Here is a 25,873-nt window from a genome sequence, read left to right as displayed (position 1 = left end):
TAAATTTGAAATCAATTAGCCTTTAATAATACCTGAAATGGAAAACCTGATAATTGCAATAGACCAAAGCACCTCGGCTACCAAAGCCATGCTATTCAATGAGAGGTGTGAAATGCTGAGGCGCGTCAATGTCACCCATGAACAATATTATCCCAAATCCGGATGGGTGGAGCATGATGCTGAAGAAATTTATCGGAATGTACAGAAAAGTATAGCCGAACTGATAAAGGAGGAAGTGGCAGACAATATGTATTCGTTGGCCATCACCAATCAACGTGAAACAGTGGTTGTATGGAATAAGCATACGGGCAAACCGATATGCAATGCTGTGGTATGGCAATGCATGCGTGGTGCTGATATCTGTAATGAGTTGAAAGCCAGTGGGTACAGCGAAATAGTACAGGCGAAAAGCGGTTTGCTATTGGATCCTTATTTCTCAGCCAGTGGTGTGAAGTGGATACTTGACAATGTGGAAGGAGCCCGTCAGGCTGCTGATAACGGTGACTTATTGATGGGAACCATTGATACGTGGCTGATTTGGAAATTGACTGATGGTAAACGCCATGTGACAGATTATACCAATGCTTCCAGGACTCTTTTGTTTAATATTCATACGATGCAATGGGACAGTGACCTGCTGGAGCTATTTACCATCCCCGAAACTATGATGCCTGAATTACTGCCATGTGATGCTGTTTTTGGAGAAACTACGGTGGGAGGATTATTTAAGAATCCTATTGTCATAGCCGGTGTATTGGGGGATTCACACGGTGCACTGGCCGGTCAGATGTGCTTTGAAGAAGGGCTGGGCAAGGTCACTTATGGAACCGGCTCATCAGTGATGGTGAATATTGGTGAAAAAGCTGCCGTTGCTCCCCGTGGATTGGTCACTTCCATCGGTTTTGCCGCACTTGGAAAAATATTCTATGCTTTTGAAGGCAATATCCATTGTACTGGTGCTACCATCAAGTGGCTAGAACAGAGATTGCAGATGATTAGTTCGCCAGACGAAGCGGAAGAGTTGGCGGCTACAGTAAAAGACAATGGAGGTGTGTATGTCGTACCGGCTTTTGCCGGGTTGGGAGCTCCTTGGTGGCAAGGGGATGTAAAGGCTGCCATTTTAGGGATGACCTTAGGTACCGGGAAACCGCATGTTCTCAGGGCAGCACTTGAATCCATAGCCTATCAAGTGAATGATTTGGTCAGAGCGATGACCAGTCAGGCAGGTATAAAGCTGAAAGAAGTCAGAGCCGATGGAGGACCTACAAAAAATAAATTCCTGATGCAGTTCCAGGCCGACTGCTTACGTGTACCGATCAATTGTTCGGATGTTGAAGAAGCTTCGGCCTTGGGAGCCGTTGTAATGAACGGAATGGCTCGCAAGATATGGACGAGCTTTGAGCAGGTGTCCGTATTACGCCGGAGCCGCTACCGCATAGAGCCGCAAAGTAACCTATCACAGGTAGAAAAATGGTGTGAAGGCTGGTTGAAAGCGGTAAACCAATTAATCAGATAAATATTTTCAAAGTATAATTTAAATACCCACTATCTACAATGAAAAACAAGGAAAGAATGTGTTTCGGTATAATTATCGGCACTCGTGCTTATTTTAATTCAGAATTGGCTAAAGATGTTCGCAAACAATTGTTGAAAACACTTGCCGACGAAGGCTATGATTATGTGATCTTACCTGAAGACGCTACTCCTACCGGCAGTAGCAGTATTGAAACCCGCGAAGACGGATTGAAGTGTGCGGAACTGTTCCGACAGAATCGTGACCGCATTGACGGTATCATAGTTTCCCTGCCCAACTTTGGCTTTGAGATTGGAATCATCAATGCTATCAGCGTGGCCGATTTGAATGTCCCCGTTTTGGTACAGGCTTGTGACGACGAGAACGACAAGGTGGATCTGGACAGCCGCCGTGATGCTTTTTGCGGTAAGATTTCTGTTTGTAACAATCTGTATCAATATGGCATACCTTTTACAGATACCACGCTACACACCTATTCTATATACTCCGAATTACTGGCCAAGGATATCAATAAGTTTGCTGGTATCTGTCGTGTAGTCAATGGCTTGCGCCATGCACGTATCGGTGCTATCGGTGCTCGTCCGGCTGGTTTCCAGACTGTACGTGCAAGTGAGAAACTGTTACAGAAGAGTGGCATTACAGTCGTTCCGGTCGACCTTTCTGAAATACTCGGTGCTGCCCGTAAGATTGAGGATACGGATGCGGAGTTGCTGAAGAAGCTTGAAGAAATTAAGTGCTATGCGGCAGTTCCCAAGGAATATAGTGACAAGCTGGTGCTTCAGGCAAAATTCGGTGTGGCTGTAGAACGTTGGATCGAAGCCAATCAGATTGATGCTGTTGCTGTTCAGTGTTGGGACTCTTTGGAACAAAATTATGGTTGTGCAGCATGTGTGACAATGAGTATGCTGGGTGAAAAATTACTTCCTGCCGCTTGTGAGGTAGATATTGCCGGCGCTGTGTCCATGTATGCTTTGACATTGGCAGCGCAAGGTCAATCGGCATTGCTTGACTGGAATAACAATTTTGCAGAAGACCGGAACAAATGTGTATGTACCCATTGCGGTAACTTCCCGAAATCGTTTGTCAGAAATGACTTGAAGCTTGGTACACTGGGCGTTTTGGGACGTACGCTGGGCAAGGTCAATACATTCGGTGCCGTATATGGTAAAGTGACCAAAGGTGATTTCACATTCTTCCGTATTTCCACAGATGATACAAAAGGCGCTATCAAGGCTTATTTGGGTACTGGTGAAATCACGGATGACCCGTATGGAATGGATGGATGCATAGCTGTCACCAAGGTGAATAACTTGCAGACTCTGATGAAGTATATTTGTAAAAATGGTTTTGAACATCATGTGGCTATGGTTCGCAATGATGTGAAGGAAATTCTGAACGAAGCCATCGAGGACTATTTGGGCTGGAATCTATATGTGCATGAATGAAAAGTAAACACACGGTAAACAACAGAAGATAAATTATGATACTTGTTGACAACTATATTTTGGCCATTCTGTGTTGTGTCTATTGCTGCCTCTGTTGGGGCTCTTGGGCGAATACGCAGAAGATGGTGACCTCGAAAAGCTGGAGTTTCGAGCTTTTCTATTGGGACTTGGCTTTCGGTTTGTTTTTCACGGCTCTGTTGGGGGCTCTGACATTGGGAAGCTTGGGAAGTGAAGGCCGTACTTTCTTTGAGGACTTGGCGGCAATGGACTGGAACAGTATGAAGTATGCACTGTTGGGTGGTATTGTCTGGAATTTCGGTAATATCTTTCTGACGGCAGCCATCGCTGTGGCCGGTATGTCGATAGGGTTTCCCATTGGCGGAGGCTTAGCCTGGATAGGCGGTATAATTTTTAATTATCTGCTGATAACTTTGGCCGGTGAAGTATACCCCGGAAACCAGGCATTGCTTTGGATAGGGGTAGTTGTTATCATTGTAGCCATCTGCATTTGCGGGAAGGCTTATGGAAAGATGTCGGCGAGTCAGGCATCCACCCCTAAAAAAGGTATCTTATTGGCTATTGTGGCAGGATTGGCCATCATGTTTTTCTATGGATTGGTTGTAAAATCACTCGATCCCCAGTATGTTGCGGGTGGTACGGGAACACTGACTCCCTATACCGGCGTATTTTGCTTTGCCGCCGGTGTCCTTATCACTACTCCCATTTTCAATACGTTTGCCATGAGTCATCCGGCTCAAGGAAACAAGGTCACAATGAAGGACTATCTGAAAGGTGATACCCGTACACACCTGATCGGTATGTTGGGCGGCTTTATCTGGATGAGCGGTATGGTGGTCAGCTTTATGGGAGCCGGATCAGCCAATCCGGCCATAGCCTATGCGCTGAGCAATGCCGCACCGGTGGTAGCCATGATTTGGGGATTCTTTGTATGGAAAGAGTTCAAAGGAGCTCCCAAAGGAACTGTACCTATGATTGCGACTATGTTTGTACTCTTTGTTGTGGGGCTGGTACTGATTACGCTTTCAAACTGATATTTTAATTCATTGTTAACCCAAAATAATAATAAATGAAAACGATTGTAAGACAAATTAAACAGAAAAGGTTAATGGTCTTGGTGCTGTTCCTTTTGGTAGGTATGACATCTGTTTTTGCACAGAAACATGTAAGTGTATCTGGCAGAATCACCGATGAACTTAATGAACCGATGATTGGTGTAAGTGTATTGGAAAAAGGTACGACAAATGGTGTCATAACTGATTTGGATGGTAATTATACCTTGTCGGTGAATGAGGGCGCCACTATCGTCTTTTCGTATATAGGTTATGTGACCCAGGAAAAGAAAGCCGCTGCGGGTACTATGAATATAGTACTGAAAGAAGATAACAAGACCTTGGATGAAGTGGTTGTAGTGGGATATGGTGTACAGAAGAAAAGCTCCGTAACGGGGGCCATCTCTTCCGTAAAGGCTGAAGATTTTGAAAATCGTACCATTACCAATGCCGAGCAGGCCTTGCAGGGTAAGACAGCCGGTGTGCAAATTATTTCTGCATCTGCGGCTCCTGGTTCGAATCCCGCCATTCGTATCCGTGGATATAGCAGTAATGCCAGCTCAGATCCTTTGTATGTAGTCGATGGTCTGCGTACGAAAGACATCAGCAACCTCGATCCGAACGATATTGAGAGTATGGAAGTATTGAAGGATGCTGCCTCTGCTGCTATCTATGGCGCCCAGGCCGGTAACGGTGTTGTCTTGATTACCACCCGGAAGGCAAAAAAGGGAGTCCGCCGTATTTCTTATGATTTCCAGTTGTCCTCCCAGTCTTTGGGTCGTACTCCTGATATTCTGAATGCTCAGGAATACGTCAATTATATGACTGAAGGCAATCTTATTCCCAGAGAAACAATAGATAGGTATTGGGATGGAAAGACAAATACTGATTGGGTGAAAGAAACGTTTGAATCATCCATGATGCAACGTCACAATGTCAATTTCCAAGGGGCCAATGATAATGGTTCACTGTTTGCATCGCTTTCTTATTTAAGCAACAATGGTCCCATTGTAGGCAATAAGGACGTTTTTGACCGTATTACCGGCACTGTCAATGCAGATTATAAAGTAAAGGATTGGTTGAAGTTCACGACAAACAATTCATTTTCCCGTTATCATGTACAGTCTGTAAGCGAAGGCTCAGCAACCGGTTCTTTGATGCTGTCTGCCATTCAGCTTGACCCTCTTACTCCAGTTACCTATACACCGGATAAACTGCCCGACACTATGATTAATTATATGAACCAAGGGCATACCTTGCTTCAGAATGCCAATGGTGATTATTATTCTATTTCCCCTTATGGTGACTCCAATAATATCAATCCGTATATTATGCGTGACCGTGGTACAACGAAAAGAGATGGTTTTGTGTTCAGCGGCTCCACTTATCTGGATTTTACTCCGATTAAAGAGCTGGTCATCACTTCACGTTTGGGATACCGTTATACTTACAGCAATTCCTACGGCTATGTTATGCCTAACATTACCTGCTCTGACCTTTATCAGGACTATGTATCGGTAAGTGCGACAAGCTCCAACACCACGTACTGGCAATGGGAAAACTTTGCCAACTATACCAAGACATTTGCAGATAAGCACAATGTAAACGTGATGCTTGGTATGTCCTATTCTTCCAATACTTCCTTTGGAGTGACGGGAGGAATCAATGGTAGCCGTTCCGGCGACAAGGTTGATTTGGGTATTACCAAGTTGGATCCCAATTATGCCTATTTTGCTTTTCGGACCGGTACTGCCACCCGTACGGTAAGTGGTGGAGAGAAACGGAGGTATGCCAATCTTTCTTACTTTGGCCGGGCATCTTATGACTATGCAGGCAAGTATTTTGCCCAATTCACCCTTCGTGCGGATGCAGCCGACTTGTCTATCCTTCCTTTGCAGAAACGTTGGGGCTATTTCCCGGCTGTGTCTGTCGGCTGGGTACTTTCCAACGAGAAATTTATGGAAAACCTCAAGTCAATCTCTCATTTGAAGTTGCGTGCAAGCTGGGGACAGAATGGTAGTATCGCCGGTTTGGCAGACTATATGTATGATGCTACGATTTTGTCTGGAATCAATTATCCAATGTCCGGTGATGTGTCTTATGAAACAGGTTCGTTGCCATCTGCAACCGGTAACTATGATTTGAAGTGGGAAACTTCCGAACAGATAGACTTGGGTATTGACCTCCGGATGCTGAATGACCGTTTGAGCTTCGGATTTGACTATTATGAGAAGAAAACCAAAGACTTGATTGTAACCGGTATTACTCCTTCTTTGATTGTGGGTAACACTACTTCACCTATGAATGCGGGAAATGTCAAGAACAGCGGATTTGAGTTTGAACTCTCATGGCGTGATCATATCAAAGATTTCAGTTATAGTGTAAAAGCTAACATCGCTACTTTGAAGAATAAAGTAACTTATCTTCATGAAACATTGGAGCGTATTGCCAGTACAACAAGTGCAGGTATCGGCACTATGAATTATTTTGAAGAAGGACATCCCATTTGGTACATGCGCGGTTATGAGTGCACGGGTATTGATCCGCAAACGGGTGACCCAATATTCAAAGACAAGAATGATGATGACATTATTGGAGATGCCGACCAGACAGAAATCGGTTCTGCCATTCCCGACTTTACTTATGGTATTACTTTGACAGCTGCCTGGAAAGGCCTTGACCTGACAATCTTTGGTTCCGGTTCTCATGGCAATGATGTGTTTGCCGGCTATAACCGTACTTCCCGTATGAAAGCGAATACCTTGAAGGAATTCTATGACGGACGGTGGACTGCTGTGGGAGACAATGCAAAATATGCCCGTTCCAATCCCAGCAATTATGATAAGTATTTAAAGAGCTCCAAATTTGTATTCGACGGTTCATATTTTAAAATCAAGCAGATACAGTTGGGCTATAACCTGCCTAAGAATTTGTTGAAGCAGGTGGGTTTGAGTAACCTTCGTTTGTATTGTTCTTTAGACGACTTCTTCACATTTACCAAATATCCCGGATTTGATCCTGAATTTACGAGTACAGGCAATGCGATGGGTTTGGATATGGGCTCTTATCCGTCCAGCAAGAAAGTCGTGCTCGGTCTTAACGTAGTATTTTAATCTTTAATTCAATACGAAATATGAAAGCAAAATATATTTTATCAAGTCTGTTACTTGCCGGCTGCACTTTCTTTTCCTCTTGTGAGGACAATCTGGATATTTCGCAGCATGGGGTAAGCACTTTCGAAAATTTCTATAAAACGGATGCCGATGCGGAAGAAGCCATTATAGCCTGCTATAGCAATTGGAAGGACACCTATGCGCCTGCGTTCTGGCTGAAGAATCTTCTTTCTGACGATTGCTATTCGGCAGGGGAAAGCTGGACGGCTGCCAGTGCACAGTTGCTGTCGACTTATACGTTCGACTCTGATTTTTCCCATATTAAAACGTTGTATACGAATCTTTATAAAGTGATTTATGCCGCCAACATTGTTTTGCAGTATGTAGGCGATGATTCTGAGGTTAAGCTTCGTGCACGTGCAGAGGCAAAGGTTTTCCGTGCGATGTCCTACATCGAATTGATCAGTCTTTGGGGAACTCCGCCGTTGGTGGACCATCCGTTGAAAGCAAACGAATATTCCCAGGCAAATGGTAATACAGAGGCGCTTTGGGCATTGGTGAACCAAGATTTGACCGAAGCTGTCAACAGTGGCAATTTGGAGGAAAAGACAAGCTTGGACAACTTTACCTATCGTATCACCAAACAATTTGCACAAGCCTTGTTGGGCAAGGCATACGTATTCCAGAAGAATTATGGTGCTGCTGTTACAGTTTTGGATGAGGTAATCAATAGCGGGAAGTACGACCTTTACAGTGATTATGAGAATATCCAGACTACCAAAGGCGAGGCGAATTGTGAAAGTCTGTTTGAAAGTAATTATGTTTACGACGCCAACAATGTTACCGGCATTATGAGTAACATGATTTGGGTATATGTGCATTGGCGTGGAGACATGCTTGCATTCAATGAGCCTACTCAAATCTATTCTCATGGCGGCTGGGGATTTTTTAATCCGACGAAGGAAAGCTACGATGCGTTTGTCGAAATGGGAGATACTTATCGCTTGAATGCCTCTATCAAGACATACCGGCAAATGGAGGATATGGGTATCTCATTGAGCAATGCCATAGCTTATATGCCGGACAATGCCGGTTACTTCAGCTGGAAATACCGTGTTTATGAAGCAGATGTCATCAACTATTGGTGGTTGCGTTGTCCTAACAATACCCGTGCCATGCGTTATGCCGAGGTTCTGCTGCTTGCTGCTGAAGCGAGTCTTCAGTCCGGAAATGCAAGTAAGGCTGCCGGATATGTGAATAAAGTGCGTGACCGTGCCCAGTTGCCTGCATTGGGCAGCGTCTCTATGGATGATATCAAGAAAGAGAAGCGTCTGGAGCTTTGGATGGAAGGCTGCCGTTACCAGGATTTGATTCGGTGGGGTGATGCTGCTACGGTACTTGCCAAGAGAGGGCAGGAAAGACCGGCTCTTTACAAAGACGGCCGTGTAAGTTGGGATGAACAGAAAAATGCTTCTGCCGGCTTCAAGAGCGGTAAGCATGAACTGCTTCCGTTCCCTGCTACTGAAATGAATGTCAATAAGAATATGACCCAGAACCCGGGTTGGTAATTAATCAATAAAACTTAGTTTATGAATAAATTAAAATGCTTATTCCTATCAGGCCTTATGGCTGTGATGCCGGTTTGCATGAGCGGACAGCAGACGCCCGGTGAAAAATCGTCAAAACCGCGTGTCATCATTACTTGTGACCCGGAACTTGATGACCTGAACTCTTTGATACGTTTCCTGCTTTTCAGTACGGATTTCCGTGTGGAAGGCTTGATTTATGCCAGCAGCCAGTTCCATTGGAAAGGTGACGGGCACGGCACGAAGTGGTATGTGCCTGGACGTGAATATTCCCGTAATGGCATAGACTACGGACCTATGGAAAGCTGGCGTTGGGATCCGGATGAACGTTTCATTGACGATGCCGTGGAAGCTTACGAGAAAGTATATCCCAATCTGAAAGTGCACGACCCGTCTTATCCGACTCCCGAATACCTGAAGTCTAAAGTGCGTATCGGTAATATCGAGTTCGACGGTGATATTTCCAAGGACACTCCGGGGTCGGAGCTGATTAAAGCTGTATTGCTCGATGATTGTACGGATCCGGTATTCATCAATGCTTGGGGAGGTGGCAGCACCATCGCCCGTGCCTTGAAGTCCATTCAGGATATTTATGAGCATACCGATGCCTGGAAAGGCATCCGTGAGAAGATAATAGGAAAAGTGGTCCTTTCCCTTTCGGGTGATCAGGATGATACGTATGCACGGTATATCCGACCTTTCTGGCCGGAACTCAGACAAATGGAGATGGGGGGGATGACAGTCGGCCTGGCTTATAATGCACAGTTAAGAGCCTCCAAGGAAAATCAGGTTTTCTACTCTCCGGAATGGATGCAGGAGAACATCCGCAGTAAAGGTCCTTTCGGTGAAATGTATCGGGTCTGGGGAGACGGTAAGCAGATGGTGAAAGGTGATAAGTTCGATTTCTTCGGTTTGTCGGGTTATACGGTTGATGAATTGAAAAAGCAAGGCTATGTGGTTTGGACCGGAATCCAGCCGAAAGGCTCCTATCTGGCTGAAGGCGATACTTACTGTTTCCTGAATTTGATAGGTAACGGCCTGCGTGGTCACGAAGACCCCACTTATGGGGGATGGTGCGGTGGAAGAACCGTCCTTCCCGATTCGGTGAAGAATCTTCCGCGCATGGAGCAGATGAAGTATAGAGCCGAGCACTATCCTTTGCCCGACTTCACAGCTCCGGTAATGAATGGATTGGCTGCCCGCTTTAAATGGTCGGTCACTCCAAACTATGCCGACGCAAATCATGAGCCGGTGATAAAAGGGGCGCTTGCCATGAGTGCCAAGCCGGGTGAGAAGCTGAAACTTAAATACACTGTAACCGATCCGGATAAGGATGCCCTTACCATTAAATGGTGGCAGTATGTGTCAGCCGGTACATATCGGGGCAAAGTAACGGTAGATGACCCTGCTTCTGCAAATACAGCTTTTACTGTTCCGGCTGATGCCAACCCCGGTGATACCATCCACTTGATTTTGGAAGCTACGGATAACGGTACGCCACAGATGAACCGCTATCACCGCCTGATTATTACAGTGGCAGAATGAACTTGAATCAATGAACTTTAATTTGAAGAACTGAAATGAAAAAGATTATATTGGCTGCATTTATGGCAGCTTGTGGACTGCAAATGTCTGCCCAGCAGAACTTGTTTGTTGCGCAAGACCTCGAGTCTGCAATCGTGAATAAAGACAACACAGTGACTTTTAACTTCAAGGCTCCCGATGCCAAGAAGGTACAGATTGCAGGTGACTTTGCCGAAAGGGCGGAGGGACAACACATTGGCGGTATGGTGGGCGCAGGCCTGATAGACATGACGAAGAATGCCGAAGGAATCTGGACCTATACCACCAAACCGCTGGACTCGGAACTCTACAGTTATGAATTCATGGTAGACGGCGTACCGACCATAGACCCCAACAATGTTTATGTCTATCGTGACTTTGCCACAACAAGCAATGTATTCATCGTAGGGAATGGCAAGGCTGATTTATATAAGGTCAATAAAGTGCCTCATGGAACATTGGCCCACCGTTGGTATCACTCTGATGGCATGAAAATGGATCGCCGTATCAACATCTACACACCGGCGGGTTATGAACAGTCCGGTAACAGAAAATATCCTGTGCTCTACTTGTTGCATGGCATGGGCGGTGATGAAGACGAATGGACTACTTTCGGACGTGCGGCACAGATTCTCGATAATCTGATAGCACAAGGCAAGGCTGAACCGATGATTGTCGTGATGCCCAATGGACATGCCGCCATGGAAGCTGCACCGGGTGAAAGCAGCCTGGGTTACTATAAGCCCTACCACATGAAGAACGGAACCATGGACGGTGCATTTGAAACCTATTTCCCCGAGATTGTGAAGTTCGTAGAAAGTAATTACCGTGTGCAGGCAGACAAGGCACACCGTGCCATTGCAGGCCTTTCAATGGGTGGCTTTCATTCTGCCAATATTTCTTTGAACTATCCCGATATGTTCGATTATGTAGGTTTGTTCTCTGCCGCTCTTAATGTCCAGAGTGCAGGCCAGCGGAATAGCCCGGTTTATCAGGATATGGACAAGAAGCTGGCTGTCCAGTTTGAAAAAGCTCCTAAACTCTACTGGCTGGGTATCGGCAAAGACGATTTCCTGTATAAGAACAATGCCGCCTATCGCGCCGATTTGGATAAGAAGGGATATAAGTATGAGTTTATGGAAACTCCCGGTGGGCATGTATGGACTTGCTGGCGTATTTATCTCTCTGTATTTGCTCCCAAGTTGTTCAAATAAATCATAACACACCATGAAGAAACAACTATTCAGTCTGCTGTTGGTCGCAAGCGTTTTGAGCGCTTGTGGACCGGCGGCTCCCCAACTGGGTAAAGATTCCGTTGAGGATGTTATTGGTGCCATGACTTTGGAAGAAAAGGCACATTTGGTTATCGGTACCGGAATGGTGGGTACTTCGGGTGACAGTACGGTGATTGGCACTACAAAGAAGTTGGTTCCCGGTGCAGCAGGTACTACTTATCCGATACCCCGTTTGGGAATTCCTGCCATTGTGTTGGCTGATGGACCTGCAGGTTTACGTATAGATCCTATCCGCGAAGGGGATTCTGCTACTTATTATTGTACACATTTTCCTATCGGTACGTTACTTGCTTCTACTTGGAATCAGGATTTGGTAGAGGAAGTTGGAAAATCAATTGGTAATGAAGTGTTGGAATATGGTGCGGATGTTTTACTGGCTCCTGCTTTGAATATCCATCGGAATCCTTTGTGCGGGCGTAATTTTGAATATTATTCCGAAGACCCGTTAGTGTCTGGCAAGATAGCTGCTGCATATGTTAGAGGGATACAGAGCAACGGAGTGGGAACTTCCATCAAACATTTTGCTGTTAACAACCAGGAAACCAATCGGAATGCTAATGATGCTCGTATCACTCCTCGTGCCTTACGGGAAATCTATTTGAAGGGGTTCGAAATTGCAGTGAAGGAATCGGCACCATGGACAGTAATGTCCTCCTACAATCATATTAATGGCACCTATGCTTCTGAGAATACAGACTTGCTGTCCACTTTATTGCGTGATGAGTGGAATTTCGAGGGTATGGTGGTAACTGACTGGTTTGGAGGGAAGGATGCCGTGACTCAGATGATAGCAGGTAATGATATGCTTCAACCAGGAAGGGCTAACCAGTATGATATGATTATCGAAGGAGTGAAATCCGGAAAATTGGATGAATCCATACTGAATCGTAATGTGAAGCGTGTTCTTGAACTTATTCTCCAAACTCCTCATTTTAAAGAATACAAATATTCCAATAAACCTGATTTGAAGGCGCACGCAGCAGTTACCCGCCAGTCAGCGACTGAAGGAATGGTTTTGTTGAAGAATAATAACGAAACCTTGCCATTTGAAAGGAAGGTCAGAAATATAGCTCTTTTCGGGTGTACTTCCTATGATTTCATAGCAGGAGGTACCGGTTCAGGTAATGTGAATCGTGCCTATACAGTCTCATTATTGGATGGTTTGAAGAATGCTGGATACCAGATAGATGAAGCATTGAAGGCCGATTATGAACAGTATATTGAGGCCGAGAATAAGAAAAATACTCCTGACTCGTCTCAGCCTTTCTCCAGATTTATGCCGGTACCTCGCCCGACAGAACTTATCCCTACTACAAAGGTGTTGTCAGAACAAGTTGCTAAAGCGGATGTTGCATTGGTTACGCTGGGACGTACTTCCGGTGAATTTGTAGACCGTAATGTCAGTGATTTTGAACTGAGCGAGGAAGAATTGCAACTGCTGAAGTCCGTCAGCCAAGCTTTCCATGCTGCTGGGAAGAAAGTGGTGGTGGTATTGAATATCGGAGGTGTAATCGAAACAGCTTCTTGGAAAAAACTACCGGATGCTATTTTGCTGGCTTGGCAGGCAGGACAGGAGGGTGGAAATAGTGTGACGGATGTGTTGAGCGGTAAGGTATCTCCATCGGGTAAGTTGACAATGACTTTCCCGAACAAGTTGATGGACGTTGCTTCTTCGACCAATTTTCCTATGGATGCTAGGGCTAATACAGATGTGAGGAATAAGGAGGACAAAAGATCTTCAGTGAAGAATGTAGACTATACGGATTATGAAGAAGATATTTTTGTCGGTTATCGCTATTTCGATAGTTTCGGAAAGCAAGTGTCTTATCCTTTCGGCTATGGTCTTTCGTATACAACATTCGAGTATGTCAATCCGTCTGTCAAAGTTGATAATGGTATATATTCTGTTTCTATTGATGTGAAGAATGTTGGTAAGTTTGCAGGGAAAGAGGTTGTTCAGCTTTATGTCTCCGCTCCCAATAGGTTTCAGATGAACAAACCGGAAAAAGAACTTAAAGCTTTTACCAAAACTAAGGAATTGAGGCCAGGTGAGACTGTTACTGCCACTTTGAAACTGAACACTACGGATTTGGCTTCTTATGATGAAGCTTCTTCTTCATGGGTAGTGGATGCTGGAAATTATAAGTTTTTGATTGGAACCTCTTCCAAGGATATTAAGGCTGTACTTGATGTTGATGTGGTATCAGTTGTGGAAAAAACAAATGACATATTGAAACCACAAGAGACTGTTAATACGATAAAACGCTGAAGGTGAGTATAATATTATTCTTGGTTGTGATTAGGTTGATTTGTAGTGCTTAGGTAAATTAATTGTAATTGGGTAAAATTGGGAAAGAAGCTGCCTCGGAGTTATGAGGTAGCTTCTTCTTTTATTTGGTAATAAGATAAATTAATACCCTCCGTGTCCTACTTACGATATAAATCCCTATCTTTGTGGCGCTTTTTAGCTGAAAATAAGATTCAAATTAATTTAGATACAACAGAAAATGGCACAAGAAGACGTTTTTAAGAAACTCGTATCACACTGTAAGGAATATGGTTTTGTGTTCCCTTCCAGCGAGATTTATGATGGACTGGGAGCTGTGTATGACTATGGTCAGATGGGTGTGGAACTGAAAAATAACATCAAGCAATACTGGTGGCAGAGTATGGTGCTGCTGCACGAAAATATTGTCGGTATCGACTCAGCAATCTTTATGCACCCCACCATCTGGAAAGCCAGCGGACACGTAGATGCTTTCAATGACCCTTTGATTGACAACCGCGATTCCAAGAAACGTTATCGTGCCGATGTGTTGATAGAGGACCAGCTTGCTAAGTACGATGACAAGATAAACAAAGAAGTGGCCAAAGCTGCCAAGCGTTTTGGTGAGGCTTTCGATGAGGCTCAGTTCCGCAGTACCAACGGTCGTGTGCTGGAACACCAGGCCAAACGTGATGCCTTGCATGAACGTTTTTCCAAGGCTTTGAACGATAATAATCTGGACGAACTCCGTCAGATTATCCTTGACGAAGAAATCGTTTGCCCTATCAGTGGTACAAAGAACTGGACAGAGGTACGTCAGTTCAATCTGATGTTCTCAACAGAAATGGGGTCTACCGCCGATGGTGCCATGAAGATATACCTTCGCCCGGAAACGGCACAAGGTATCTTCGTAAATTACCTTAATGTACAGAAAACCGGTCGCATGAAGATTCCTTTCGGTATCGCCCAGATTGGTAAGGCTTTCCGTAACGAAATTGTAGCCCGCCAGTTCATCTTCCGTATGCGCGAGTTCGAGCAGATGGAAATGCAGTTCTTTGTGAAGCCGGGTACAGAGCTTGACTGGTTCAAGAGTTGGAAGGCTACTCGCCTGAAATGGCACAAGGCGCTGGGCTTCGGTGATGACCATTACCGTTATCACGACCACGACAAACTGGCCCACTACGCTAATGCTGCTACAGACATTGAGTTCTTGATGCCTTTCGGTTTCAAGGAAGTAGAGGGTATTCACAGCCGTACAAATTTCGACTTGTCCCAGCATGAGAAGTTCTCCGGCAAGAACATCAAGTATTTCGATCCGGAAACCAACGAAAGCTATACCCCGTATGTCATCGAGACTAGTATCGGTGTAGACCGCATGTTCCTTAGCATCATGTCGGCTTCCTACTGTGAAGAGACGTTGGATAGCGGTGAATCCCGTGTTGTCTTGAAGTTGCCTGCTGCACTGGCACCGGTGAAACTGGCCGTAATGCCGTTGGTAAAGAAAGATGGTCTGCCCGAAAAAGCGCGCGAAATCATTGACAATCTGAAGTTCCACTTCCATTGTCAGTATGATGAGAAAGATTCTATTGGTAAGCGTTACCGCCGCCAGGATGCCATTGGTACTCCGTACTGTGTCACCGTGGATCATCAGACTTTGGAAGATAACTGTGTGACACTGCGTAATCGTGACACCATGCAGCAAGAGCGCGTGGCTATCTCTGAACTGAATAATATTATTGCAGACCGTGTAAGCATCACATCGTTGCTGAAAACCTTGCAATAAAGCGGTTATGGAATAGACCGGTGCGTGAACAAACTGAAATAGTAAATAGTAAAATAGTAAAATAGTAAATGAAAAAGTCCCTTTTGTTTTTGCCTTTCTTGCTGTTGCTGGTGGGTGCTTTTATCTCTTGTGAAGAAGTGGAAGAGGCTGGAAAGTATGATAATTGGAGAGAACGCGGCGAGGCTTTTGTTGACTCGATAAAAAGGCTGACTGGCGAGAATTATGTCGCCACAGCAGAGCAGGCCGATGCTATGGAACTCGGGAAACTGTATGCCATACAGACGACTGCAAGCACTTCTGAAGGTGCTCAGTATGTCTATTGCAAGAAGCTTGTGAAGAATGAGACGGGTGAACGCCCGTTGTATACGGGTTATCATTCAAAGGTGAATGCTTATTATTATGGGACTTATGTGAATGGCGAAGAATTCGACGGTTGCTTTGACGGTTATAGTGCTATTGACCGCGATATACCTATTCCTCCGGTAAAAGAACCTACGGTTTTTGATTCATTCGTGGATTTTGAAGTTTCGGGTGTCGTTGCCGGTTGGGCAGCTGCCTTGCAGCTTATGCGGATGGGTGAGCGGTGGATGTTGTATATCCCTTATCAAAGCGGATATGGTATAAATGATTATACTGCTCCTTATTCTACAAATACAATCCCCGGAGGCTCTCTGTTGACGTTTGACTTGCAACTGGTTAGCTTTGCCGAATGAGATAAAAGAGGGTGTGTGCCGAAACGCCCCGAATATAAGAATTCCCCCTGCTATAGATGTCTATGGCAGGGGGAATCTAGTTAATGGAGAGATGTCTTCTTTAGCCTGTTGGTAGTGTGGCAGACGTTCGGAGACTGGTTCGTTTTATATTTTCTTCTTAATGGCCTTTACCCAGATTTTGTATCCATCCTCATTCAAATGCAGTCCGTCGCCGGTCAACTCACTGCGTAGTACATTTGTTCCCTTCTCTGTAAATAGTGGAAAAAGATTGATATAGGCAATGCCTTCCTCTTTGGCAAACGCCTCCAGACGGGAGTTGATTTCAGGAACCATATCTGTCTTTCCAGTCAGTTTTTTGTATCGGCCGAAACTTTCATTGAAAGGGAGTAGGCTTTGTAGGTAGAGTTTTGTGTCGGGAGATTCTTTCCGGATGCGTTCCACCGTCATGCGAATCATGTCTACAATACTGTCTGGTGCCAAGTCATGGGAAATGTCATTGACTCCGATAAGCAGGAACAGCTTGGCGGGATGTCCGGGAAGTATCTGATGCAGGCGGTCATAGATACCCATCACTTCATCACCGATGATGCCGCGATTACGTACATTCTTCTTACCAAGACGGGCAGACCAGTCACCGCCACCTTCAGTCAGGCTATTGCCAAGCATGACGATGTCCTTGCTTGTAATGGCAGGCTCATCCATAAACTGTAGGAAACGTTTGTAGTAATGGTCTGTATAAATACGCGGAATGGGGTAGATGGAAGCCGCCACAGCGTTGGCAACCAATGAACGCAGGCGAACTACGCTGTGTCCGTCTTCCGGATGTACGGCGTTGATAAGGAGTATGACGGAAGTGTCATTGTCCGGATCGATAATGATGGAGGTACCCGTGTAGCCGGTATGCCCATAGGTATTAGGACCAAACAAATCTCCATTGTTGGAGGCATAGGCTGTAAAATTATCCCAACCGAGAGTGCGTCCCAGACTGGCGGTAGTGCGTGGCACAGTACGCATGGCTTTTACACCCAGCGGACTCAGGATGCGGCGTCCGTTCCATTCACCTCCGTTTTGCAGGGCTGCGCAGAGTATGGCAATATCATCAGCACAAGAGAATACTCCTGCATTACCGCTGATACCTCCGTTCATGACACGTGCCAGCGGGTCATGAACTTGTCCGCAGAGAACTTGTCCATTAGGTTGCTTTTCAGTGGGGGCAATGTTATTCAATTGAGAATTGCGAATTGAAAATTGAGAATTGGCTACGTTGTTTTCCTTGTGTCCTTGTTTTCTCGTTCCTTTGTCAACTATCGTAATCCAGTTACCATCCTTATCACGTTGGCAAGGCAGATAGTCGGTATGCTCCATGCCGAGTACATCAAATAGGTTTTCACGTGCAAAGTCACGCAGGCTCTGTCCGCTTATAGTCTCGATAATGTGCTGCAAAGTGATGAAGTTGAGGCAACTGTATTGAAAATCAGTCTGCGGCTTGAAGTCGCGTTTACAAGTAGCAATATATTCCATAAGCCCATCAGGATTGGGAGAACCGTACTGCTTTTCTAGCTCGGCTACCGGTGCATAGGGAGGAAGACCGGAAGTGTGTGTCATCAAATCGGCAATGCGGATTACCTTTTTCTCTTTGCCGTCTTCGCTTTCCCAATTCTTGAAATGGGGTATGTAGAGGCTGACGGGGTCCAGCATACGGAGCTTGCCGCGTTCTGCCAGTATCATCGTACATACGGCGGTCGACATGGATTTGCTGCAAGATGCCATATCAAAGATAGTATTGGCAGTCATAGGCTCCACATTGGGATAAATACGCTTGTTGCCGTAAGCTTTCAGATAGGCCATCTTGCCGTTACGTACTACAGCAAGTACGGCACCGGGAATATCCTTGTTGGAGATGGCTGTTTCAATCGCTTCGTCAGCATACATCAACTTGCGTGAGTCCATTCCCACTTGTTCAGGGGCTACGCGTTGCAAGGGTTGCGCGGTGGCAGCTTGCAGACAAAGAGAAAAGAGAAAAAAATATATTGCTTTCATAATAAAGGAATTTAAGAGTGAGTAATAGCTAAATCCGGTACGCATCCACTGCCTTTTTCACCGAACCGTGCATCAACAGCAGCGCCTTGGCTTTGCCATAGTCCAGTCCGAGTTCCTCTACAATCATACGGGTACCACGGTCCACAAGCTTTTTGTTACTGAGCTGCATATTCACCATTTTGTTGCCTTTCACGCGTCCCAACTGTATCATGACGGAAGTAGTAATCATATTCAGTATCATTTTCTGTCCTGTTCCCGATTTCATGCGTGAGCTTCCCGTCACATATTCAGGCCCTACAATCATTTCGATGGCTACATCTGCCTCTGCTGCCATTGGAGAGTCCGGGTTGCTGGTGATACAGCCGGTCAGTATGCCGTGTTCGCGTGCCTCGTGCATGGCACCAATCACGTAGGGGGTGGTACCGGATGCAGCAATACCGATGACCGTATCCTTATCTGTAATATTGCGTTCCGTCAACTCTTCCCAACCGCGGTGAATGTCATCTTCGGCATTCTCTACCGGATTTCTCAATGCAGTGTCACCACCGGCAATCAAGCCGATAACCAGCGTGGGGGGCATACCGAAAGTCGGTGGAATTTCCGAAGCGTCGAGTACGCCCAGACGTCCACTGGTACCCGCACCCATGTAGAAGATGCGTCCGCCTTGTTTCATGCGGGGCACAATCTGGGTTACCAACTTTTCTATTTGAGGGATTGCCCTCTGTACGGCAAGCGCCACTTTCTGGTCTTCGGTATTGATGTCTTCCAGAATTTCACGGACTGATTTCTTTTCCAAGTCATTGTAGAGCGATGGTTGCTCTGAGATTTTTACGAACATAAGGCTATTTACTATTTGACGATTTACTATTTACTATTTACGATTTGTCACTTTCAGTTGTGATATTTGATGAGTCCTTCCATGGGGCTCTTGATGATTGCACCCAGTTGGATACCCATTTCTTTGGCAGCTTCTGCCAGAACTTCCTTGTAATAGAAGGCTACGGAACCGATGAAATGTACTTTTTGATGCTGATAGTCTTCATATTGCATGACATTGCGTTTAAGGAATGCCTTAAAGCTGTTCAGTACCAGAGCGCGTACACAAGGTTCACCCAGATTCTGTGCAAGAAATGGTGACAAGCTTGCCAGGAAACGGTTGGGGAAAGGTTTACGGTAGACACGGTCGATGATATCAGCAGGTGTCAGGTCGAATTGTTTGAGGAATTTCTCTTTCAGCTCGGGTGTCATCTGATTTTTCAAGATATCGCCTACCAACAGTTTGCCCAAGCAGGCTCCGCTGCCTTCGTCTCCCAAGATGAATCCCAGAGGAGATACATTGGTGACAATGCTTTTTCCGTCATAATAACATGAGTTGGAGCCGGTCCCCATGATGCAGGCAATGCCTGAGTCATGTCCGCAGAGGCCACGTGCGGCAGCCAGCATATCGGTATTGACTTCCACTTCATTTTTCACACTGAGGTGTTTGGTTATGGCACGGTGCACCATACTTATCTTGTCGGGAAATCCGCATCCTGCACCATAAAAGTATACGGCATCCAGTTCACTTGTTTTCAGCTGAGGTAATAGCGCTGTTGCTATTTCATTACTGATCTCCTCTTCCGACTGAAAGAAAGGGTTCGTACCTTTCGTGAATATCTGTTGGAGAAGTACTCCATTCTCTACAACACACCAATCGGTTTTTGTAGAGCCACTGTCTGCTATTAGAATCATATAAAATAGTTTTTAAGGATTAAGGATTAGGGATGATGGATTAAGGATTAGGGTGTTGCATATAATAAAGGTGGTATCATTAAACATTAATCCTTCATCCTTCATCCTTATTCTCATATCTTGATATATATTTTTCGTTTGTACAACTGGTAGCCGATACACCAGTTAATGGCGATAAACAGCAGGGCAAAGGCAAGGGAACCGGCGGTTTCACCGAAAACGGGCATGAGGACTATATTGTATAAGAATCCGTGTATACTGATGCTGCCGTCTCCCCACGGGAAGCTGATGCTACCGAAAAGTATGCTAAGTACGCCGCCCAATACATACATGAACAGCGGATTCACACCGAATGCCTCGAAAAACATGCTCCACTTCTTATAGCCTTTCACATCAATAATCCAGATAAGCAATGCCAGAAAACTGGATGCCAGTCCGCAAGTGACGAATACGTAGGTAGGAGACCATATTTTCTTGTTGATGGGGCAACCGTAGCTTAGCAGGAAACCAGAGAAAGTAAGGATAACACCTACCAGAAACAGTGTGATAAGCTGCGAATTGAGAAATGAGGCACGGTCTTCCGACTTGTTGCCGTCCAGCATCAGCCGTCCTACACAGAATCCCAGCAACACGTGTGCAATGGCAGGGATAGTACTTAACAAACCTTCGGGATCTATGCCGTTATCCTTGTACATGTGTGCAGGGGTCAGGATGGCACGGTCTACCACGGAAAGAATGTTTGTTTCATTATAGGCGAAACCGTTGCCACACATCAACAGTATGAAGTAACCTATTAATAGGCTGGCAATCAGATAAGGTATATGTTTATGCTTCATGGTTAGTGCAATGATGGAGGCTGCTCCGTAGCAAAGGGCCAGCCGTTGCATGACACCCAGGATACGGATACGGTCGAATGTCCAGACGGAAGCCCATAGTTTTTCTCCAAAACTGAGGTCGTCCGGAGCTGAAGCCCAGTAATAGCAGAAACGCGAGAACCAGCCGATAGCCATGCCTATGAGGAAAATGACGATGGTGCGTTTCAGTATCTTCATGCCGGCGGCGTGGCTGAACTCGAAGTTGTATTTCTTCAGGGAAATGTATGTGGAAATTCCCATGATAAACATGAAGAAGGGAAAGACGAGGTCGGTGGGGGTCAGACCGTTCCACTCTGCATGCCGCAAGGGGGCATAGATATGTCCCCACGAACCGGGGTTGTTTACCATAATCATACCTGCGATGGTGACACCACGGAGAATGTCGAGTGCAAGGATGCGTTTACTTACTTTTGTACTGTTCATTGTAATATTTGTGTGTTAAGTTAATTATCAATCCTAATTATCAGCTGCCTTTGTACATTCGTCTACCAGATAGGCAATGGATACATAGGGGATACCTGAGTTTGTTGTCAATCCGATTTCACAAGTACGGCTGTTAGAGTAGCCTATATTCACTCCGGACGCTTCTATTTGCGGGCGGAGTTTGCGTAGGGCGTACGAGTTCAGCTCAGGATAGGTGAATCCCCGGTCTCCGGCAAAACCGCAGCAACCTACTTCTTCCGGCACGATGACTTTACTGGAGCAAAGGCGTGCAAGGGCTATAATGGTATCTGCCAGTCCCATTTTCCGCATGGAGCAGGTGATGTGGATTGCTACGGGGCGGTTAATAGGTGTGAAAATCAGCTTCTCACGTAAGAATGTATAGATGAATTCTGCAGGTTCATACAGTTTCATCTTCTTGATACATTCGCGCATGCGGTGCAGACAAGGGCTTTGGTCACAGAGGACGGGGTATTTGCCTTGTTCGCTGGCTTCCCAAAGTGCGGCCTCCAGTTCGGCTGTCTTGCGGTCGGCAATGTCCAGCATCCCTTTACTTTCCCAAATGGTGCCACAGCAAAGTTTGTCCATGTCTTTCGGGAAGATGATTTCGTAACCGGCTTTTTGCAACAAGGACACCATTTTATTTACCAATGGCTGCTCTACGGGAGACTTCTTTGCCAGACCCATAGTTTGGTTGATGCAGCTGGGGAAGTAAACGACTTTGTAGTTACGAGTTACAGAGCTACGAGCTACAAGTGCTGCGCTATTATGCTGCATAGTGCTTGTAGCTTGTAACTGATAACTTTTCGGCATAGCCGGCGTCCATAGAGGTATGCCTAATGCATTGTGCAAGCCTTTGGTAATATTGCTCATCGCCTTTGTCCCTAATAGTGAATGTCCGAAGTTGGCTAAGGACAATACGGGACGCAGTGTACTCTTGACACCGGCGAAATGATTGGCGACAAAGTCTCCGGCTTTGTATCCCAGACTGCCTTTGGGTAATGCTTCCTGGCGGATTATATGGGTAAGGTCGCCCGTATTGATACCCATCGGGCACGACATGGAGCAGAGGCCGTCTCCGGCACAAGTCTGGTTGCCGGGATAGCGGTATTGTTTTTCGAGCAGTGCAAGGCGTGTCGGGTCCTCGCCGCTTTGTTTCAGCCGGGATATTTCGCGCTGCAACACGATACGCTGGCGCGAGGAAAGGGTAAAGCCACAGGAGAGACAGTTGACTTCGCAGAAACCGCACTCGATGCATTTGTCAGCTACGAGTGACGTAGCTTGTCTCTTGTCACTCATCACTAATAAAGGCAGCGGCTTGAAGTTCTTGATATGGCATTGCGGGTCATCATTGAAAATGACACCGGGGTTTAGCAATCCTTGTGGGTCAAACAGCTCTTTGACGGCTTTCATGGCTTTGTAGGCGTCATCTCCCCATTCATGGCGGACAAAGGGAGCCATATTCCGGCCCGTACCATGCTCGGCTTTTAGGGAACCGTCATATTTATCTACTACCAAGGTCTTGATGTCATTCATCAAGTCTTCGTAGCGTTTCACTTCCGCTTGGGTACTGAAGGACTGGTTGATGATGAAGTGATAGTTTCCTTCGAGAGCATGGCCGTAGATGCAGGCGTCGTCATAGCCGTGACGGGCTATGAGCTGTTGCAGTTCTGCCGTCGCTTCTGGAAGGTCTTCAATGTGGAAGGCGATATCCTCGATGAGGCAAGTGGTTCCCGGTTGGCGCGTACCTCCCACAGAGGGGAAGATGCCGGAACGGATGCCCCAGTATTTGGAATATTCCTCCGGACGGTCGGTGAAGCGTACCGGAATATAGGAGGTGAAGGCTTGCAGGCAAGCTTCGATGGCGGATATGTTCTGTTGCAGTTCTTCCGGGGTACGGGCTTGGGTTTCGGTCAGCACTGCTGTCAACCCGGTTTCGTCGCCGGGCTCCACGCCGGGGAGGGCAGAGGAGGCAACTTCGCCTTTGTATTTTAGGAATACGGGGTCGTTGACGGAGGAAAGACTCTTATAGTCTAGCATTTCAGCCCCTTTTACTGTCCATTCGCCGGTTTCGTCGACCAGCTTCTTCATGGCTACCACAGCGCGGCTCGCTTCTTTGATGGTCTTGAAGTAGAGCATAGCGCTGGCCTTGTAGGGATAATCATATTCAGTCTTCATCGTCACTTCCGAAAGGAACGCCAGTGTACCTTCGGAACCTACCATGAGGTGGGCAATGATTTCGAATGGGTCGTCGAAACGGACGAAGGGCAGCAGATTGAGCCCGGTTACATTTTTGATGGAATATTTGTAACGGATGCGTTCGGCCAGTTTTTCGTTGGTACGTATTTCATCGCGCAGTTCGCAGATGCGGCGAATGAAGTCACGGTGAGTCACTTCGAAGGAGGCGCGGCTGACGGGATTTCCGGTATCCAGCAGGGTACCGTCCATTAGGATAATACGGGCGGAAACAAGCACCTTGTCGCTATTGGCGTGCGTACCGCAGTTCATGCCGGAAGCATTGTTCATGACAATACCGCCTACCATGGCGCTTTTCACCGAGGCGGGATCCGGTGCAAACTTACGGCCGTAGGGAGCCAACAGTTCGTTCACACGTTGTCCGATGATGCCCGGTTGGAGGGTTATCTGTTCGTGGCCGGCGGATATGCTGTATTTTTCCCAATTCTTGCCGGCTACGATGAGGATGGAGTCACTAATGGCTTGACCCGACAAACTGGTCCCTGCCGCTCGGAAGGTGACGGGCAGCCCGTGGCGGCTCGCCAGTTTCAACAGTTGTGAAACTTCATCTTCGTCTTTCGAACGGATTACAATCTGGGGAATCAGTCGGTAAAAACCGGCATCCGTACCCCAAGCCAGCCGGCGAAGTTCGTCGGTGTAAATCCTTTCCTGCGGAATGAATTGTTTTGCTTCCTGCAGGAAAGCCATGTAACTATGCTCTTTCATGTTCACTTTTTTTATATTGCATCACTTCGCTTCAAAGTGCTCTGTAAACGTGTCTTACGAGGGGGTACATTCAGTCGTATACTGAATATATTTAAGTATACGACTGAATGTGGTTCTGTATACGACTGAAATAGTCTCCGTATCAGGCTCTTTTCCCTTCCTTGTTTATCTGTAAATTTATTTATATAAATAATACTTTTTCGACAGCTTACGGAAGTCTTCGGCATCTTTATACCAGTAGTCGCGTATGTCCTCCCAACGGTTCCGCTTCGCGAAGCGCTCGCGTATCTGCCGCGAACCGCTTACTTTGTCGAACATCGAGAAACGTCCCTTGTCGGCATGGTCAAACACGGCACGGTCAGGATAGAGGGCGGCGACTTCCTGCATGACCAGGAATTGCAGGTCGCTCAACGGTGCTTTGCCGAAATCCATGATGTGCACTTGCACACCTTGCAGCAACTCGCCTTTGCCTACACTATAGAACGGCTTTAGGTACATCGGTCTGAAGATGACCCCCGGTACGTTCAGACGGTTCAGGTTTCCGGCCAGCTTTTCCGCTTCCATCCATGGTGCGGCAAACATCTGGAACGGAATGGTATACCCCACGCCGATAGACATATATCCTAGTTCGCCCAGAATGCCGCTGACGGGGTAGAAGAATGCAGAATGAGGATGTGGAATGTGTGGAGAGGAGGGAACCCATTGCAGTCCGGTTTGGGTATAATCCATCTTGCGTTTCCAGCCTTTCATCTTCACTATGTGGAGATTACATTGTTCCCCATCCTTCAACATCTTCTCGCCATTGAGCATCAGTGCCAGCTCACCGCAAGTGAGGGCGTAAAGGTACGGAATTTTAAACTGGCTTACAAAAGAAATGCAATCATCTTCAACCAAGTTGCCTTCAATCTTCAATCCGCCTACGGGATTGGGCCGGTCCAGCACAATGAATTCCTTGCCGTTTTCGGCAGCGGCTTCCATGGCCAGTCCCATGGTGCTGATGTAGGTAAAGGAACGGCAACCGATGTCTTGGATATCATACACTAATACATCCACATCTTTCAGCATGTCCGGCGTGGCCTTGCGGGTCTTTCCGTAAAGCGAATAGACGGGCAGTCCGGTAGTCGCGTCTTTGATGTCCGTCACATGGTCGCCTGCGTGCACATCGCCGCGCACGCCGTGTTCGGGGCCGTAGAGTGCCACAAGGTTCACGTTGGGCGCCTCGTGCAGGATGTCAATGGTGGACCTCATCCGGTTGTCCACCCCCGTCGGGTTGGTAATCAATCCTACACGCTTACCTTCCAGGCATCGGAAATTCTGTTCTTTCAGTACCTCGATACCGGTCTTTATTCTGATCTTCTGTGCTTGCATCGCACCTCCGCAAAGGAGGCAGAGCAAGGATATAATAATAGTCCTCTTCATAACCAATCACTAAATATTACTCACAAAACATTAATCAT

Annotated in this window: 16 protein-coding genes; 10 read left to right on the top strand and 6 right to left on the bottom strand. The window is 46.3% G+C overall.

The window, feature by feature from the left end:
• The first annotated feature begins 37 nt into the window (after nucleotides 1-37).
• The 10 genes from DW096_RS10165 to DW096_RS10120 all read left to right on the top strand — a co-directional run bounded on the left by DW096_RS10165 (nucleotide 38) and on the right by DW096_RS10120 (nucleotide 16,368).
• Nucleotides 38-1,516 (top strand): glycerol kinase, encoded by a 1,479-nt coding sequence (locus tag DW096_RS10165; protein ID WP_005830250.1) that lies wholly within the window; start codon nucleotides 38-40, stop codon nucleotides 1,514-1,516.
• A gap of 38 nt (nucleotides 1,517-1,554) precedes the next feature.
• The gene (locus DW096_RS10160) at nucleotides 1,555-2,979 is read left to right on the top strand and encodes an L-fucose/L-arabinose isomerase family protein (protein WP_005830248.1); all 1,425 of its coding nucleotides are present in this window, start codon (nucleotides 1,555-1,557) and stop codon (nucleotides 2,977-2,979) included.
• Nucleotides 2,980-3,014: 35 nt separating this feature from the next.
• Nucleotides 3,015-4,031: a GRP family sugar transporter gene (locus DW096_RS10155; RefSeq protein ID WP_005834661.1), complete on the top strand. Its 1,017-nt coding sequence runs from the start codon at nucleotides 3,015-3,017 to the stop codon at nucleotides 4,029-4,031.
• A 74-nt stretch (nucleotides 4,032-4,105) separates the two neighbouring features.
• A complete protein-coding gene (locus DW096_RS10150; protein ID WP_005834663.1) occupies nucleotides 4,106-7,162 on the top strand; it encodes a TonB-dependent receptor in 3,057 nt (1,018 codons plus the stop codon).
• 20 nt (nucleotides 7,163-7,182) lie between these two features.
• Nucleotides 7,183-8,730, top strand: a complete 1,548-nt coding sequence (locus tag DW096_RS10145; protein WP_005834665.1) for a RagB/SusD family nutrient uptake outer membrane protein — start codon at nucleotides 7,183-7,185, stop codon at nucleotides 8,728-8,730.
• A gap of 21 nt (nucleotides 8,731-8,751) precedes the next feature.
• A complete protein-coding gene (locus DW096_RS10140) occupies nucleotides 8,752-10,293 on the top strand; it encodes a DUF1593 domain-containing protein (protein WP_005834667.1) in 1,542 nt (513 codons plus the stop codon).
• Between the two features lie 35 nt (nucleotides 10,294-10,328).
• Nucleotides 10,329-11,525 (top strand): esterase, encoded by a 1,197-nt coding sequence (locus DW096_RS10135; RefSeq protein ID WP_044468058.1) that lies wholly within the window; start codon nucleotides 10,329-10,331, stop codon nucleotides 11,523-11,525.
• 13 nt (nucleotides 11,526-11,538) lie between these two features.
• Nucleotides 11,539-13,875, top strand: coding sequence for a glycoside hydrolase family 3 protein (locus DW096_RS10130; RefSeq protein ID WP_044468059.1), 2,337 nt, complete (start codon nucleotides 11,539-11,541; stop codon nucleotides 13,873-13,875).
• 238 nt (nucleotides 13,876-14,113) lie between these two features.
• Nucleotides 14,114-15,655, top strand: a complete 1,542-nt coding sequence (locus DW096_RS10125; RefSeq protein WP_005824984.1) for a glycine--tRNA ligase — start codon at nucleotides 14,114-14,116, stop codon at nucleotides 15,653-15,655.
• Between the two features lie 68 nt (nucleotides 15,656-15,723).
• Nucleotides 15,724-16,368, top strand: a complete 645-nt coding sequence (locus tag DW096_RS10120; protein WP_005824983.1) for an FKBP-type peptidyl-prolyl cis-trans isomerase — start codon at nucleotides 15,724-15,726, stop codon at nucleotides 16,366-16,368.
• Nucleotides 16,369-16,512: 144 nt separating this feature from the next.
• On the opposite strand, the gene DW096_RS10115 is transcribed toward DW096_RS10120, so the two are convergent.
• The 6 genes from DW096_RS10115 to DW096_RS10090 form a co-directional block, all read right to left on the bottom strand.
• Nucleotides 16,513-18,408 (bottom strand): serine hydrolase, encoded by a 1,896-nt coding sequence (locus DW096_RS10115; RefSeq protein WP_005824982.1) that lies wholly within the window; start codon nucleotides 18,406-18,408, stop codon nucleotides 16,513-16,515.
• Between the two features lie 28 nt (nucleotides 18,409-18,436).
• Nucleotides 18,437-19,246, bottom strand: coding sequence for an N-acetylmuramic acid 6-phosphate etherase (gene murQ, locus DW096_RS10110; RefSeq protein WP_005824981.1), 810 nt, complete (start codon nucleotides 19,244-19,246; stop codon nucleotides 18,437-18,439).
• Between the two features lie 53 nt (nucleotides 19,247-19,299).
• Nucleotides 19,300-20,139, bottom strand: a complete 840-nt coding sequence (locus DW096_RS10105) for a BadF/BadG/BcrA/BcrD ATPase family protein (RefSeq protein WP_005824980.1) — start codon at nucleotides 20,137-20,139, stop codon at nucleotides 19,300-19,302.
• A 113-nt stretch (nucleotides 20,140-20,252) separates the two neighbouring features.
• Nucleotides 20,253-21,437: an acyltransferase family protein gene (locus DW096_RS10100; protein ID WP_057281383.1), complete on the bottom strand. Its 1,185-nt coding sequence runs from the start codon at nucleotides 21,435-21,437 to the stop codon at nucleotides 20,253-20,255.
• A 33-nt stretch (nucleotides 21,438-21,470) separates the two neighbouring features.
• A complete protein-coding gene (locus DW096_RS10095; RefSeq protein ID WP_117963511.1) occupies nucleotides 21,471-24,416 on the bottom strand; it encodes an FAD-binding and (Fe-S)-binding domain-containing protein in 2,946 nt (981 codons plus the stop codon).
• A 177-nt stretch (nucleotides 24,417-24,593) separates the two neighbouring features.
• Complete coding sequence (locus DW096_RS10090; protein ID WP_117963512.1) at nucleotides 24,594-25,835, bottom strand: exo-beta-N-acetylmuramidase NamZ domain-containing protein; 1,242 nt, start codon at nucleotides 25,833-25,835, stop codon at nucleotides 24,594-24,596.
• Nucleotides 25,836-25,873 lie beyond the last annotated feature (38 nt).

It is taken from the genome of Bacteroides sp. AM07-18, assembly GCF_003602695.1.
Taxonomy (GTDB): Bacteria; Bacteroidota; Bacteroidia; order Bacteroidales; family Bacteroidaceae; genus Bacteroides; species Bacteroides uniformis.
The sequence above is the reverse complement of the archived record's forward strand: the minus strand, read 5'-3'. Positions and strand labels throughout refer to the sequence as shown.

Excerpts from the sequence above, each read along its gene's own strand:
- DW096_RS10165 (WP_005830250.1), top strand. The coding sequence starts at position 38 with ATGGAAAACCTGATAATTGCAATAGACCAAAGCACCTCGGCTACCAAA.
- DW096_RS10160 (WP_005830248.1), top strand. The coding sequence starts at position 1,555 with ATGAAAAACAAGGAAAGAATGTGTTTCGGTATAATTATCGGCACTCGT.
- DW096_RS10155 (WP_005834661.1), top strand. The coding sequence starts at position 3,015 with ATGATACTTGTTGACAACTATATTTTGGCCATTCTGTGTTGTGTCTAT.
- DW096_RS10150 (WP_005834663.1), top strand. The coding sequence starts at position 4,106 with ATGGTCTTGGTGCTGTTCCTTTTGGTAGGTATGACATCTGTTTTTGCA.
- DW096_RS10145 (WP_005834665.1), top strand. The coding sequence starts at position 7,183 with ATGAAAGCAAAATATATTTTATCAAGTCTGTTACTTGCCGGCTGCACT.
- DW096_RS10140 (WP_005834667.1), top strand. The coding sequence starts at position 8,752 with ATGAATAAATTAAAATGCTTATTCCTATCAGGCCTTATGGCTGTGATG.
- DW096_RS10135 (WP_044468058.1), top strand. The coding sequence starts at position 10,329 with ATGAAAAAGATTATATTGGCTGCATTTATGGCAGCTTGTGGACTGCAA.
- DW096_RS10130 (WP_044468059.1), top strand. The coding sequence starts at position 11,539 with ATGAAGAAACAACTATTCAGTCTGCTGTTGGTCGCAAGCGTTTTGAGC.
- DW096_RS10125 (WP_005824984.1), top strand. The coding sequence starts at position 14,114 with ATGGCACAAGAAGACGTTTTTAAGAAACTCGTATCACACTGTAAGGAA.
- DW096_RS10120 (WP_005824983.1), top strand. The coding sequence starts at position 15,724 with ATGAAAAAGTCCCTTTTGTTTTTGCCTTTCTTGCTGTTGCTGGTGGGT.
- DW096_RS10115 (WP_005824982.1), bottom strand. The coding sequence starts at position 18,408 with ATGAAAGCAATATATTTTTTTCTCTTTTCTCTTTGTCTGCAAGCTGCC.
- murQ (WP_005824981.1), bottom strand. The coding sequence starts at position 19,246 with ATGTTCGTAAAAATCTCAGAGCAACCATCGCTCTACAATGACTTGGAA.
- DW096_RS10105 (WP_005824980.1), bottom strand. The coding sequence starts at position 20,139 with ATGATTCTAATAGCAGACAGTGGCTCTACAAAAACCGATTGGTGTGTT.
- DW096_RS10100 (WP_057281383.1), bottom strand. The coding sequence starts at position 21,437 with ATGAACAGTACAAAAGTAAGTAAACGCATCCTTGCACTCGACATTCTC.
- DW096_RS10095 (WP_117963511.1), bottom strand. The coding sequence starts at position 24,416 with ATGAAAGAGCATAGTTACATGGCTTTCCTGCAGGAAGCAAAACAATTC.
- DW096_RS10090 (WP_117963512.1), bottom strand. The coding sequence starts at position 25,835 with ATGAAGAGGACTATTATTATATCCTTGCTCTGCCTCCTTTGCGGAGGT.